General features: G+C 71.8%; 11 protein-coding genes. 4 read left to right on the top strand and 7 right to left on the bottom strand.

Translation table 11 applies throughout. The annotated features are described in order from the left end of the window. Positions 1-99: 99 nt before the first annotated feature. The 3 genes from OG711_RS02655 to OG711_RS02645 are packed head-to-tail and all read left to right on the top strand — an operon-like array spanning position 100 to position 4,354. On the top strand, positions 100-1,917 hold the full coding sequence (locus OG711_RS02655) for an ABC transporter ATP-binding protein (RefSeq protein ID WP_329558250.1): 1,818 nt from the start codon (positions 100-102) through the stop codon (positions 1,915-1,917). Continuing rightward, positions 1,914-3,653, top strand: a complete 1,740-nt coding sequence (locus OG711_RS02650; RefSeq protein ID WP_329558249.1) for an ABC transporter ATP-binding protein — start codon at positions 1,914-1,916, stop codon at positions 3,651-3,653. Before OG711_RS02655 ends, OG711_RS02650 begins: the two co-directional genes overlap by 4 nt. Beyond that, positions 3,650-4,354 (top strand): TetR/AcrR family transcriptional regulator, encoded by a 705-nt coding sequence (locus OG711_RS02645; RefSeq protein WP_329558248.1) that lies wholly within the window; start codon positions 3,650-3,652, stop codon positions 4,352-4,354. Before OG711_RS02650 ends, OG711_RS02645 begins: the two co-directional genes overlap by 4 nt. A 165-nt stretch (positions 4,355-4,519) precedes the next feature. On the opposite strand, the gene OG711_RS02640 is transcribed toward OG711_RS02645, so the two are convergent. The 3 genes from OG711_RS02640 to OG711_RS02630 form a co-directional block, all read right to left on the bottom strand. Continuing rightward, positions 4,520-6,376 carry a KedN5 family methylcobalamin-dependent radical SAM C-methyltransferase gene (locus tag OG711_RS02640; RefSeq protein WP_329558247.1) on the bottom strand — a complete coding sequence of 619 codons (1,857 nt, stop codon included), beginning with the start codon at positions 6,374-6,376 and terminating at the stop codon, positions 4,520-4,522. Positions 6,377-6,676: 300 nt separating this feature from the next. Then, positions 6,677-6,904, bottom strand: coding sequence for an MbtH family protein (locus OG711_RS02635; protein WP_329558246.1), 228 nt, complete (start codon positions 6,902-6,904; stop codon positions 6,677-6,679). Positions 6,905-7,660: 756 nt separating this feature from the next. Beyond that, complete coding sequence (locus OG711_RS02630; protein WP_266504843.1) at positions 7,661-7,792, bottom strand: hypothetical protein; 132 nt, start codon at positions 7,790-7,792, stop codon at positions 7,661-7,663. Between the two features lie 74 nt (positions 7,793-7,866). Between OG711_RS02630 and OG711_RS02625 the strand changes: the two genes are divergently transcribed. Then, complete coding sequence (locus tag OG711_RS02625; RefSeq protein ID WP_073786043.1) at positions 7,867-8,277, top strand: DUF6027 family protein; 411 nt, start codon at positions 7,867-7,869, stop codon at positions 8,275-8,277. A gap of 19 nt (positions 8,278-8,296) precedes the next feature. On the opposite strand, the gene OG711_RS02620 is transcribed toward OG711_RS02625, so the two are convergent. Genes OG711_RS02620 through OG711_RS02605 form a run of 4 tightly spaced genes read right to left on the bottom strand, consistent with a single transcriptional unit; the run spans position 8,297 to position 12,851 of the window. Further along, positions 8,297-9,250, bottom strand: coding sequence for a dimethylarginine dimethylaminohydrolase family protein (locus tag OG711_RS02620; RefSeq protein WP_329558245.1), 954 nt, complete (start codon positions 9,248-9,250; stop codon positions 8,297-8,299). Next, complete coding sequence (locus tag OG711_RS02615) at positions 9,225-10,478, bottom strand: sulfotransferase family protein (RefSeq protein WP_073786040.1); 1,254 nt, start codon at positions 10,476-10,478, stop codon at positions 9,225-9,227. Before OG711_RS02615 ends, OG711_RS02620 begins: the two co-directional genes overlap by 26 nt. After that, positions 10,471-12,402, bottom strand: coding sequence for a methyltransferase domain-containing protein (locus tag OG711_RS02610; protein WP_073786038.1), 1,932 nt, complete (start codon positions 12,400-12,402; stop codon positions 10,471-10,473). Before OG711_RS02610 ends, OG711_RS02615 begins: the two co-directional genes overlap by 8 nt. Next, on the bottom strand, positions 12,399-12,851 hold the full coding sequence (locus OG711_RS02605) for a rubrerythrin family protein (RefSeq protein ID WP_099281533.1): 453 nt from the start codon (positions 12,849-12,851) through the stop codon (positions 12,399-12,401). Before OG711_RS02605 ends, OG711_RS02610 begins: the two co-directional genes overlap by 4 nt.

The raw sequence follows: 12,851 nt of genomic DNA, 5'->3' as shown, positions 1-12,851 counted from the left end.
CCGAGGCTGATCGCCTCCGTCCCACCCTGAGCCTTTACCCACCTCCTTACTTAGGTTAGCCTCACTTAATTCAGACAGTCTGTCTGTGAAGGAGGCGGCATGGCCCTGACCGATACCCCGGCGGCACCCCGACAGGAGACCGGCGACCCGCCCGCTCCCGCCGGACGGATCACGCCGGAGAACGGCGCGGAACGGGCCCGTGCCGTCCTGAAGGGACTGCTCGCCCCCGTCCGCGTCCGCATCCGGATCGGCATGGCGCTCCAGATGATCGGTGCCGCCGCCGCGGTCGTCCCCTTCATCGCCCTCGCCGAACTCGCCCGCACCCTGCTCGCGGCAGGCCCGACGGACGAGGACTCGGTGCGCCGGGCCGTGATGATCGCCCTGATCGGACTGTCCGCGCGCGGCCTCTTCGGCGCGGCGGCCCTGGCCGTCACCCACTTCGCCGATGTCGGACTCCAGGCGTCACTGCGGCGCCGGATCGTGGCCAGGCTGGGCCGGGCCCCGCTCGGCTGGTTCGACACCAACTCCTCCGCCTCGGTGCGGAAGGCGGCCCAGAACGACGTCCACGATCTGCACCATCTCGTCGCGCACAGCGCGGTCGAGACGGTCGGCGCGATCACCGTCCCGGTCGCCGGTTTCGGCTATCTGCTCTGGCTGGACTGGCGGCTCGCGCTGCTCGCCGTCGCCACGATCCCCGTCTACGCCGGCGCATACGGCTGGATGATGCGGGACTTCGGCCCGCAGATGGCCGCGATGGACGCCGGGATCGCGGCGGTCAACCGCAGCATCGTGGAGTTCGTCCAGGGCATCGCGGTGGTCAAGACCTTCGGCCGCACCGGCCGGGCCCATACGAGCTACCGGGAGGCGGCGACCGGCTTCGGCCGGAACTACAGCGACTGGGTGCGGCCGATGCTCAAGCTGGAGGCACTGGCCTCGATGGCGATCTCGCCGCCGGTGGTACTGCTCATCAATCTCGGCGGCGGCGTCTGGTTCGTCTCGCACGGCTGGGTGGCGCCGGTCGATGTCCTGACCGCCTCGCTGGTCGCGATGATCCTCCCCTCCTTCCTGGTCACCCTCGGCTTCGGCGCGCAGGCCCGGCGGGAGGCGGAAGCGGCGGCGCTGCGCATCGACTCCGTGCTCACCCTCCCCGTACTGCCCGAACCCGAACACCCGCGTGTCCCCGAGGGGCACGAGGTCGCGCTGGAGGACGTCGCCTTCAGCTATGACGGCGAACGGCGGATCCTGGACGGGGTGAGCCTGCGGCTGGCCCCCGGCACCCTGACCGCGCTGGTCGGCCCGTCCGGCGCCGGGAAATCCACCCTCGCCTCCCTCGTCACCCGCTTCCACGACGTGACGGCCGGCCGGGTCACCGTGGGCGGGGTGGACGTCCGCGAGCTGAGCACCGCCGAGCTCTACCGCAATGTCGGCTTCGTGCTCCAGGACGTCCAACTGGTCCGCGGCACGCTCCGCGACAACATCCGGCTCGGCAGACCGGAGGCCGGTGACGACGAGGTCCGGGCGGCGGCCGAGGCGGCCCGGGTCCATGAGCGGATACTGGCGCTGCCGGACGGCTACGACACGGTGGTCGGCGAGGGGCTCGCCCTCTCCGGCGGCGAGGCACAGCGGATCTCCATCGCCCGCGCGCTCCTCGCGGACACCCCCGTACTCGTCCTCGACGAGGCCACCGCCTTCGCCGACCCCGGGTCGGAGGCCGAGATCCAGGACGCGATAGCGCCCCTGGTCGCGGGCCGGACCGTACTGGTCATCGCCCACCGGCTCTCCACCACCGTCACCGCCGACACCATCGCCGTACTCGATCACGGGCGGCTGGTGGAGAGCGGGACCCATGACGCACTGCTGGCCGCCGACGGCCGCTACGCCCGGCTGTGGGCGACCCATGAGAGGACCAGCGCATGATCCGCGACCTCGCGGCCACCCTCGGCCCGGACCACCGCCGGGACCTCGGCCGCTATCTGGGCACCCTCACCCTCAACGGCGTCGCGCAGGGCGCGGCGGTCGCCTTCCTCGTGCCCGTGGTGGGACGGCTGCTGGCGGGCGACACCGACGGCGCCGCCGCCTGGCTCCCCTGGATGGCGGGAGCGGTGGCGCTCTCGCTCGTCACCCACTACGCCCAGGCCATGCTGGGATTCCGGCTCGCCCTGGTCATCCTGACCACGCTCCACCACCGGCTCGGCGACCATGCGGTGACCCTGCCGCTGGGCTGGTTCGACAGCACCACGGTGGGACGGCTGAGCCGCATCGGCACCAAGTCGGTGCTGTCGATCGCGGGCAGCTGCGCCCATCTGCTCCAGCCGCTGGTCACCGGAGTCCTCGCCCCGGCCACCGTGGTCGTGGTGATGTTCTGGCACGAGTGGCGGCTCGGACTCGCCGTGCTGGTCTGCTCGCCACTGATCCTGCTGGCCGCGCGGCTCTCGATACGGCTGCTCGGGCGGGCCGACGAGGAGAACGACCGGGCCGGGGTGGAGGCCGCCAACCGGGTCCTCGAATTCGCCCGCAACCAGGCCGTGCTGCGCGCCTTCGGGCGCACCACCGGCAACTACCGGCCGCTGGAGGACGCCTTGGAGGAGCAGCGGACCGCCTCCCGCAGGCAGGTGCTGCTCTCGATGCCCGGCATGCTGCTGAGCGGTTTCGCCGTACAGTTCTGCTTCTCCGCGCTGATCGCGGTGGGCGCCCTGCTCGCGCTCCGGGACAGCGTCGACCCGGTCGAACTCGTCACACTGCTCGCCCTGGTGGCCCGCTTCACCGGACCGCTGGCGGAGGTGGGCGAGCTCGCCGGGGTGCTGCGGATGGCCGGCAACGACCTGCGCCGGGTACGCGCGGTGCTGGACGAACGGTCGCTGCCCGCCCCCGAGCGCTCCGCCCCGGTGCGCGCCCCGGGCGAGATCGAGCTGACCGGGGTGCGGTTCAGGTACGGGGACGGCCCGGCCGTGCTCGACGGAGTCGGCTTCACCGTGCCGCCGCGCACCATGACCGCCCTGGTCGGGGCCTCCGGCTCCGGCAAGACCACCCTGACCCGGCTGATCGCCCGTTTCTTCGACGTCCGCGAGGGCACCGTACGGGTCGGCGGGGTGGACGTCCGGGAACAGCGCACCGAGGATCTGATGGCTCAGCTGGCCCTGGTCTTCCAGGATGTGTATCTCTTCGACGACACGCTGATCGGCAACATCCGGATCGGCCGTCCGGACGCCGGCGACGACGAGATCCGCCGCGCGGCCTCGCTCGCCGGGGTGGACGAGATCGTCGCCCGGCTCCCGGACGGCTGGGAGGCCCGGGTCGGCGAGGGCGGCAGTGCGCTCTCGGGCGGCGAGCGCCAGCGGGTGTCGGTCGCCCGCGCCCTGCTCAAGAACGCGCCCGTGGTGCTGCTCGACGAGGCCACCGCCGCACTCGACCCGGAGAACGAGGCGGCGGTGCGGCGCTCCATGGAGGAACTGCGCAGAAACAGCACCCTGCTGGTCATCGCCCATAGGCTGAGCACCGTGACAACAGCGGACCAGATCGTGGTGCTCCACGAAGGACGGGTGGCGGAACGCGGCACCCATACCGAGCTCCTCGCCCTCGACGGGCATTACGCACGGTTCTGGCACGAGCGGAGCCGGGCGGCCGGGTGGCGGATCACCGCGGCGGGCTCATGACCGACGGCACTCCCGGCCGGACCCCCCGCGGGGTCCGGCCGGGCCGCCGCCCCGGCCCGTCGCGGTCGCTCACCACCCGGGCCGTCGCCGAGGCCGCGCTCGCCGAGGGGCTGGCGACGTTCAGCATGCCCAGCGTCGCGGCCCGGCTCGGCGTCAGCCACTCCACGCTCTACCGCTATGTGCAGGACCGCGACGATCTGCTGCGCACCGCGATCGGGGTGGCCGTGGACCGGGTCGAGTGGCCGTCCGAGGAGCTGCCCTGGCGCGAGCTGCTGGGGCGGCTCGCCGACCGGCTCTGGGAGCTCTGCGACACCCATCCGGGTATCGCCCAGGCCGTGCTCACCACCCCGGGCACCCCGCCGGCCATCATCGAGCGACTGGTGCGCTACGGCCGTTCGCTGGTGGCGGCCGGGCTCAGTGACCGTGACGCGGTGGTGTCGGTGGACTTCGTCGCCGAACTGACCCTCACCTCCTGGATCGCGATGCGCCATCTCGACGGGGAGACGGCGGCCGGAGGCGGCCGGACCGTACGGGAGGAGTACCGCAGCAGCTGGTCGGTCGACACCCCGTTCCTGGAGGTGTTCACCGCCGAGGACACCTGGCACGGGCGCGGCTGGTTCACCGACAAGCTCGGCATCTATCTCGACGGACTGGCCCACCGGATCGACTCGCGGACCGGCACCGGCGGCCCGCGGGACTGAGCCCGCGGCCCGCCTGCCGGACGGTTCCCGGAGCCTGCCGCTCCTGTGCCGGACGGCTCCCGCGTGCGAACCGCGCTCCGCCGTGGGCCGACCCGTCCAGCGGCGACTCCTCCCGGACCACGGGGCCCGGTGTCGATACGGAGTGTTCGCCCGCCGTGCTGTCAGCTACCGGATATCGAGGCAACGACCGGCGTAGTAGGTCGCGAGTTCGTGGTTGTCGAGGTAGTCGTCGAACCCGATGCGGTACGCGAGCGTCAGTTCGACCGGCGAGGGTTTGTCGTCGAACGGCCGGCTCGCGCGGATGGCGTCGAGGACCTGCGGCATCGCGTACTGGAACCGCAGGCCGCTGCGGACGTAGTGCGGCAGGCCGTCGATGCTGCGCACCTCGGCGTCCTCGGCACCCGCTCCGGCGTAGATCGGACGGGTCGTGTTGTCGTAGCGGAAGATCTCGTTCAGCAGCGGTCTGTGCCGCTCGGGAACCTTCGGCAGGATCGCCTCGTCCCACCACCGCTGGAAGATCGGCGCGAACCGCGGGTCGGCGTAGAGCTTGTGCAGCGACTCGACGACCAGGCCGGAGTCGGTGAACTCGCGGCCGTGGCCCAGTAACTCGGCGACGGCCGGATCGGCCGAGTCCTGGAACCAGTCCGACAGCATCAGCAGTGCGGCGCTCTGGGTGAGCCCGGCGAGCTCCCGCAGCGGCACCCAGATGTGCCGGAAGTACATGTTCTCGCTCATCATCCGGGCCCAGAACATGAACCGCTGCATCATCGTGTTCTCCGCGACCGTGACGGTGCGGTTGGCGAGAACGTACTCGAAGTCGTCGTTGTCGCCGCGCACGGTGACGAAGCCGTGCTCCTCGCGGTTCTCCGTGTAGTTCGTGTTGGGCAGCAGCAACAGGGGGTAGACGGCGATACGGGACACATGTTCGGACAGCCGGTCGTAGCCCGTCAGGAACGAGTCGACCGTCTCACCCGGCGCGCCCCAGATCAGCTCGGCATAGGCGTCGAGCCCCTCCGCCGCGAGCCATGCCGCCAGATCCTTCCACTGGTTCAGCCGCATATTGCTTCTGCCCATGTCACGCAACGCCGTGTCGTCCAGGGTCTGAAGCGCCACGGTGAACGAGCTCTGGAACCCCTCGGCCTTCATCCGGCGGATGATGTTGTGGAACGTCTTGGACTTGTTCTTCGCCCACGACGTCTCCAACGATCGCGGGAACCCGTATTTCTCGCGCGTTCTGACGAGGTCCTCGACGAACTCCGCGTCCGGCTGCCGCATGCCGAAGTTCGAGTCGCACAACACCACCGTCGGAATCTGGTGATAGCCGAAGAGGTCGAGTTCCGCGCGCAGCCGCTCACGGGAGAAGTCGCGCATCCGCTGGCCGACCGCGCCACCCCAGTAGCAGAACGAGCACTTGTACGGACAGCCGCGGTTGGTCTCCATCAGCGCGACGTCGTAGGGGAACCGGCCGTTGTGGTCGAGCAGCGGGATGGCCCCGGTGAGGAACGGCGACGGAATGATGTCCAGGTCGTCGATGCGCGGTGCCTCGGCTGTGGTGTGGATCGTGCCTTCCTCGTCGCGGTAGGAGATTCCCGGCACCTGCGCGAGGTCGTGCGGCGACTTCTCCTCAAGAACGGCGAGCAGCAGATCGCGGAAGGTGAACTCGCCCTCGCCGTTGGCGACCACGTCGACCTCGGGGAAGCGTCGGAAGACGCGTTCCGCTTGGTGGGCGACGTGCGTTCCGCCGAAGACGACCCAGCCGTCCGGGCGCACCGACTTGTAGGTCTCGGCGAGTGCGCCGAACTGGTTGAGGTTCCAGCCGAGGACCGAGAACGCCAGCACGTCCGGCACGACCCCGGAGAAGATCGTGCGCGCCATCGAGCCGAGCGATTCTCCACCGCGGAAGTTCTGTATTCCCACGTCGAACTCGGGTCCCACCACGGGATCGGCCTGTGCCGCGGCTGTGAGGTAGCCGGCGGCGAGCGGCATCGACTCCTTGGGCATGTCCCAGGCGCCCTGTTGCACGATCAGCGCGCACCCGCGCTTTTCCCGTGAACGTGGTCGTGGTCGTGGGAACGGAAGTGTGGACCGACTCACTGTTCTGCCCCTATGCCGCCAGGCCGCCAGGTTCCCGCGGGCGATTCACGCCGTGCATCGTGTGCGTTGTGGTTGTCCGACCGGCTCCGACGTTCCACCGCGGGGATCAGCGCGGCGCGCGCTCACCGTCGAGTCGTCCCTCGACGGCGGGCGGACGTGGAGTGCGATGAAGGTGACGAAGCGGTCCACCGCCGCGCCAGTGTGAGGACCGTGCGTCGATCCGGTGGCTCAACCGGTCGAGTTGTCCATGGCGCGGCGCAGGGAGGCCGGACGCAGGTCGGTCCAGTTCTCCTCGACGTAGGCCAGGCACGCCGCCCGGCCGTCCGGGCCGTGCGCCACTTGCCACCCGGCGGGCACCGGAGCGAACTCCGGCCACAGCGAGTGCTGTTCCTCGTCGTTGCGCAGCACCCAGAACACCCCGTTCTCGTCGTCGAACGGGTTGGTCGTCTCAGCCATTTCGCCTCCCGGTCGCCGCACCCTACAACGCGCCGCCGGGTGGTCAACACTCCCGCCCTCTCAGCACGTTGACCCCCGACGAAAGGGGTCCGGGTGCCGGGCCATCCGCGTGGGGGAGGACCGTCCGGTTCACCGGTCTGCCCAGCCCGGGTAGGTCCGCGGCAGGCACCGGACGCCGCGGGCCGACCGGGAGTGAATGGTCGGACACTGCCTGGACGGGGATGCTCCGCGACGCGATCTGTTCCCGGCCCCGTGTTCCGGCGCACACGACCGGAGCGGGAACGTCCGGCGGGCCGGGGCGTCGGAGATGATGCGGCCCGGCACGGCAATCCTCGTGCCGGTACCGGTGATCGCGGCCGTACCGGGCAGCCCGCGACGAGTGGTGCGCCGCCCGCGCGGCGGCCGGGATCGGCTCCCGGGAAGTCTGGGTGGGCCGCCGCTGGAGGTGTGCGTGCGGCGCGGCGCGAAGGGACCGCAGGCCAAGGCGAACGCCGGTCGGAGCACCGGGACACCCGGTGGACCGGACGCCAACGCGAACGCCCGTCGGAGCACCGGGACAACCGGGACGACCGGAAGGGCCGGGACGGCCGGGAAGGCTGGGGCGGAGGACGACCCGTACGAGCCGGCCGAGGCACCCCGGCTGCGGCTGCGGCTGCGTACGGCCGCCACGGCCTCGGTGAGTGCGCGGCGGGCCTGCTCGGTCTCCTTCGCGGGGTTGCCCCGGCCCGCCCGAGCGGGCGGGCCGGGGCGGTTGGGTCAGATGCGGTAGCCGAGGCTGCGCAGCTGCTGACGGATCGCCTCGTCGTCGGCCGTGGCGGTGCCGCTGATCGCGGCGCCCGAGTCGGTCCGCACGAGGGCGACTTGCTCCTCACGAAGGTTCTCGTTCACTGGTTCTCCTTCCCCTGCTTCGGTGTTCATCCTGTCCGGTCGGACAAGCTCGGTGCCGCCCTTAGGGTGGCGGCATGGATGGTGACATGGACGACCTGGCCTACGACGCGACCGGTACGCCGGCGGTTCGGCTGCGCCAGTGGGAGCGGTGCTGGCCACCGGACGACCCGCATGCCAACTTCAAGGCCGAGGTGGTCGACTACGGGCTCCTCGATCCGCTGGAGACCGTGCGCGGCATGTCCCGGAACCTGGACATCCCGGTCGGTGCGATCGTCCGGTACGTGCTGGCCAAGTGGGCCACCGGCGGCAGCGGCGGCCTGCTCGAACTCGGGCCGGTGATGGTGCCGCGCATGTGGGAGCCGATCGCGGCCGCGGAGGAGGCCGATTCCGACGAGCAGCGGCTCGCGGCGTACCACCAGCTCCGGCAGATGATCTCCTGGCTGAAGGTGCCGCTGGACGACCCCACGGTGTACCCGCCCCAGTGATCGGCCACGTGCCCGGCTCTCAGTGCTCACGGCGCACCACCCCGGTCACACAGCCGATCCCGCCGGCCGCCCGCAGGTACTCGCCGATGTCGATCTCGTCGACGGCCACACCCGCCCGCTCCAGCGTCCGCCGGATTCCCGGGCAGCCCGCGGGCATCAGCACCCGCCCCGGCGCGAGCACCAGCAGGTTCATCCCGCGCCGCACCAGCAGTTCCTCGTCCGGCGGCAGCGCGATCACCCGGTAGCCGTACTCGGCGAGCAGCGCCGTCAACTCCGGTGGGCTCGCCGCCCGGTGGACGACGGCGGTGGACGGGTCGAGGAACACCACCGTCCCCAGCAGGTGCTGTACGCCCGGCGCCAGCGGTACCGTCACCACCCGCGCCCCCAGTCCCGCGACCGCCGAGGCGACCTCGGCCGCGCCGGCCGCGTTCGTGCGGAACCCGGTACCGACGAGCACCGTCGACGGGTCGATCCACAGCGCGTCGGCGCCCTCGAACACGGCGGTGCCGGACACCGTGCGCAGGATCGGGAACCCGGCCTCGGCCAGGGCGAGCGCGGCATGCCGTTCCTCGCCGGCCCGCTGCGCCGACGCCATCCGCGCCAGCACCGCCCCGGCCGGGGTCATCCAGAACAGGTCCCGCGCGAACACCACGTTCGGCGTCGCCGCGGGGGACGTCAGGTGTACCTCGACGCCGTGCTCCCGCAGGCGGTCCGCCAGCGCGTCGCACTGCGCCCGCATCGCCGGGAGGTCCACCGGCCCGAGCATGAGCGAGGCCCCGGGCCGTCGCACCTCGGCGAGGCTGTCCGGCGGGCGGACCAGCAGCACCGACCGCAGCGCGGCCGTCTCCGACCGGTACCCGCACGGCGCCCACACCTCCCCGGCCGCGACCTCGTCCATGTGCGACGCCGTCCGGGGGACCCACCCCTGGCCGCCGTGGGTGCTCAGCTCAGATCCAGTGGTCGTCACGGGCATAGCCAAGCCTTTCCGCCATCGCGAGTACGTCGGGACCGAGCGCGGACCGGATCTCCTCCTCCCGCGCCCGCCACCGGCCGGGGCGTGGTGCGGCGGTGGCCACAGTGGCGGCGATGCCGTCGGTCGCGGCCCGTTTCAGCGGCCCGTCGAACGGGATCCCCAGCCAGTCCGCGATCCGTTCGACGGCGTCCGTGCGGGCGTGCGGACCGCTGATCATGTCCTCGAACCGCACCGTGTGATCCGCCCCGTGCGCGAGCACCGCACGGTGGCTCGACAGCCACTGGTGGGCGCAGACCCGGGGCAGGGGGGCGGCGGTGTACTCGGGCCAGCTGGGTGGCAGGTCGAACTTCCACCAGTGCCGGTCGGCCGGCCGCACGTCTGCGTATCCGGTGATGCGCAGCGGCTCGTCCAGCCGGTACGCGTGGAATCCGTGGTGCAGCCATCCGTCGACCAGGCCGTTGACCGACGCGGCCGGGTTCCTGGTCAGGTGCAGCACCCGCAGGCGGGCGTTGGGGAACGCCGCCCGCAGGAAGCCGAGCCGGTAGGCGTTGCCGGGCGTCTTGATCACCAGTGGCTTCGTGGCGACCTCGTGTTCGTCCGCGGGCCGCCACGGGCGGGGGAGGACGAAGGGCGGCTCTTCGAGCAGCACGTCACCGGGCGGCCCGGCCGGCCGTGGTCCCGGTGACCGCCCGGGAAGGTCGTAGTACCAGGGGTTCACGCCGGCCATGTCGATCAGCGCCCGCGCGAACCGGGGGAGATCACGGTCCAGTACCCCCTCGGCGGTCCGCACCAGGTCGACGGGATCGAGGTCCAGCCCCGGCCACTGCATGACCAGGCGCCACGCCGCGTCCACCGCCAGGTTCTCCACGCCGGTGCCGGGAGAACCCGCGTCCAGTGCCAGTTCCGCCTCGAACAACGCCCGGGACCGCGGCGGGAGCCCGTGCCAGTGCGCCGCGTCCAGCACGTCGGATCCGGTGCCGTTGTGCGGGTGGTCGAGGCCGACCAGCCGCAGCAGCGGATTCAGTTCGGCGCGCAGGTGCAGCAGGTGCGGCGAGGACCGGAGCAGTTCGGCGAGCATGCTCGACCCGCCCCGCGAACTCGACGCGACGACGACGAGATCGCGCACCTTCGCGCGGAAGTGCGGCACCGGCGTGCCCCGCAGCGGCCGCAGCGCCTCCAGCCCGCGCACGACCTCGGCGACCGGGCGAACCACGGTGCGGCTAGGCATGGTCGGGTTTCCGCACCGAGTACACACACCACCGCCACCGGTCACGCACCGAGCCGTCCGGCAGTACCTCGAACGGGTGTACGGCGCGTACCTCGCGCGGCGCGTCGTAGTAGAGGCGGTAGATCTCCTGCCGGCTCGCCGGTGTCGTCTCGTGGGTGTCGATCCACCGGTCGATCGACTCCCACAGGAAGTACTCCTCCATCCGCACGTCGGTGAACCCGCCGCCGGTGAGCAACCCCCGGAAGTCCTCCTCGCGGAACATCTGGTACAGCAGTGGCTGCTTCTTCTTGAACACGCGGAACATCCAGAACGCGTCCACGTCCGAGTACGGCACGATCTGCCCGACGATGAACTGCCCGCCCGGCCGCAGCACACGGAAGATCTCCGACACCGGGCGCTCCGGCTGGGGCAGCAGATGCAGTACCTCCCGGGTGACCACCAGGTCGAAACTGGCGTCAGGGAAGGGCAGGTCGTAGACGGTGCCCTGGTGCACGACGTCCAGCCGGGTGGCGGCGAGCGCGGCCATCTCCGGGGTGAGGTCCAGCCCGACCATCTCGCCGACCCGGCCGCGGAACGCGCCGCCGACGACGCCGCTGCCGCAGCACACGTCCAGCATCCGGGCGTCCTGCGGAACCGCGCACAGCTCCGCGTGCTTGCCGAGCAGGTCGTCGTCGGTGAGCCAGGCGCACGAGTCGTGCCAGTCCTTCGAACGGATCCCGAACTGCCGCTGGTAGACCGCGTAGTCGACCTCGACGGCCTTGGTCCGGGAACGGGCCGTCCGCCCGGCCAGCCGCGCGGCGAGCCGCGCCCGGCTCGCGTCGACGGCCCGTTCGGCGATGCGGCGGGCCAGCTCCGGGTCGGCCGCCAGCGCGCGCCGCGCCTGCTCGGTGACGACGTCGAACACGCGGGCGCCCGCGTCGTCGTTGCGCAGGGTGCGTTTGGTCTGGCCGTCGAACCGCGCGTCCGGGATCCGGATCGCGATCACCGCGGTCAGCCCCTCCAGGATGTCGACCACGGTCATCTTGTCCGCGGCCGGGCCGAGGTGCTCGGCCACCACCCCGGCCAGCGCGCCGCGCAGCGCGTCCACGTGCGACCCGCCCAGGTCGGTGCGGATGGTGTTGACGTAGCTGAAGATCTGCTCCGCGTACCCCTCGGTCCACTGGACGGCGGCGTCGATCACGCACCCGTCCCCGGCCCAGGTGATGGTCGTCGGCTCGGCGTGCACCTTCTCGGCGTCGCGGGCGCGGTACGCGAGCAGGCCCCGCACCCCGGTCATCTCGCACAGCGACTCGTGCCGCCCGGTGCGGTGGTCGATGAGATCGACCCGCAGGCCCGGGTGCAGATACGCGATGTCGAGCAGCCGGGCGTGCAGCAGCTCCGCGTCGAGCTCGCACGAGGAGAAGATCTCCGGGTCCGGGCGGAACCACACCCGGGTGCCGCGGCGGTCGCTGTCGCCGACCCGCTTGAGCGGGGTCTCGATGGAGCCTCGGGCGAACGACTCGCTGTGGTGCGCGCCGTCGCGCCATACATCCAGCCGCAACCACTGCGACAACGCGTTCACGCAGGCCAGGCCGACGCCGTGCAGCCCGGCCGAGGTCGCGTACGAGGAGTGGTCGAACTTGCCCCCCGAGTGCAGCGTGGTGAGCACGAGCTCGCACGCCGGGATCCCGGCCTCCGGGTGCGGGTCGGTGGGGATGCCCCGGCCGTCGTCGGTGACCGAGCAGGAGCCGTCGTCGTGCAGCTCCACCGAGATCGCGCCGCAGTGCCCGGCGGCGGCCTCGTCCACGGCGTTGTCGACCAGTTCGAGCACCAGGTGGTGGGCGCCGTCCGAGCCGGTCGACCCGACGTACATCGACGGGTTGCGGCGCACCGCCTCCAGCCCGGAGTAGACGGTGATCGCCTCGGCGTTGTAGTCGGTGGTCATGGCGCTCCGTTCCCGGCGAACCGCGGCTCGGTCAGCCCGGTGAGGGCCTGCTCCAGCCGGTCCACGTGCGACTTCTTCAATGTGCACAGTGTCTCCAGCCAGCTCGCCAGATCGGCCACGCCCTCCGTGTGCGCCCGCGCCGCCAGGCCGGGGTAGCGTTCGGTGGCCTCCCCGAGGTCGCCGCTGATCGCCGCGGCGAGGTTGCGGCGGGTGTCGCCGAGGGCGAGGCCGGTGCCCGGATCGCCGCCGCCCAACAGGTCGCGCAGCACGTCCAGGTGCCCGTGGGCGGCGCAGGCCACACTCTCGGCGAGCTCGCCGAACACCCGGGCCGCCTCGGTGTGGCCCTCGATCCCGGCGACCTGTGCGAAGTAGGTGTACCGCGCCGCGGTGGCCGCCTCGGCGAGGAACGCGGCCCGCACGCCGTCGGCAAGGGACTGGTCCGGTTCCAT

The sequence above is a fragment of the Streptomyces uncialis genome, from assembly GCF_036250755.1.
Lineage (GTDB): Bacteria > Actinomycetota > Actinomycetes > Streptomycetales > Streptomycetaceae > Streptomyces > Streptomyces uncialis.
This window is presented reverse-complemented; position numbering and strand designations above follow the sequence as displayed.

Excerpts from the sequence above, each read along its gene's own strand:
- OG711_RS02605 (WP_099281533.1), bottom strand. The coding sequence starts at position 12,851 with ATGGAACCGGACCAGTCCCTTGCCGACGGCGTGCGGGCCGCGTTCCTC.
- OG711_RS02655 (WP_329558250.1), top strand. The coding sequence starts at position 100 with ATGGCCCTGACCGATACCCCGGCGGCACCCCGACAGGAGACCGGCGAC.
- OG711_RS02625 (WP_073786043.1), top strand. The coding sequence starts at position 7,867 with ATGGATGGTGACATGGACGACCTGGCCTACGACGCGACCGGTACGCCG.
- OG711_RS02615 (WP_073786040.1), bottom strand. The coding sequence starts at position 10,478 with ATGCCTAGCCGCACCGTGGTTCGCCCGGTCGCCGAGGTCGTGCGCGGG.
- OG711_RS02635 (WP_329558246.1), bottom strand. The coding sequence starts at position 6,904 with ATGGCTGAGACGACCAACCCGTTCGACGACGAGAACGGGGTGTTCTGG.
- OG711_RS02645 (WP_329558248.1), top strand. The coding sequence starts at position 3,650 with ATGACCGACGGCACTCCCGGCCGGACCCCCCGCGGGGTCCGGCCGGGC.
- OG711_RS02620 (WP_329558245.1), bottom strand. The coding sequence starts at position 9,250 with ATGCCCGTGACGACCACTGGATCTGAGCTGAGCACCCACGGCGGCCAG.
- OG711_RS02650 (WP_329558249.1), top strand. The coding sequence starts at position 1,914 with ATGATCCGCGACCTCGCGGCCACCCTCGGCCCGGACCACCGCCGGGAC.
- OG711_RS02610 (WP_073786038.1), bottom strand. The coding sequence starts at position 12,402 with ATGACCACCGACTACAACGCCGAGGCGATCACCGTCTACTCCGGGCTG.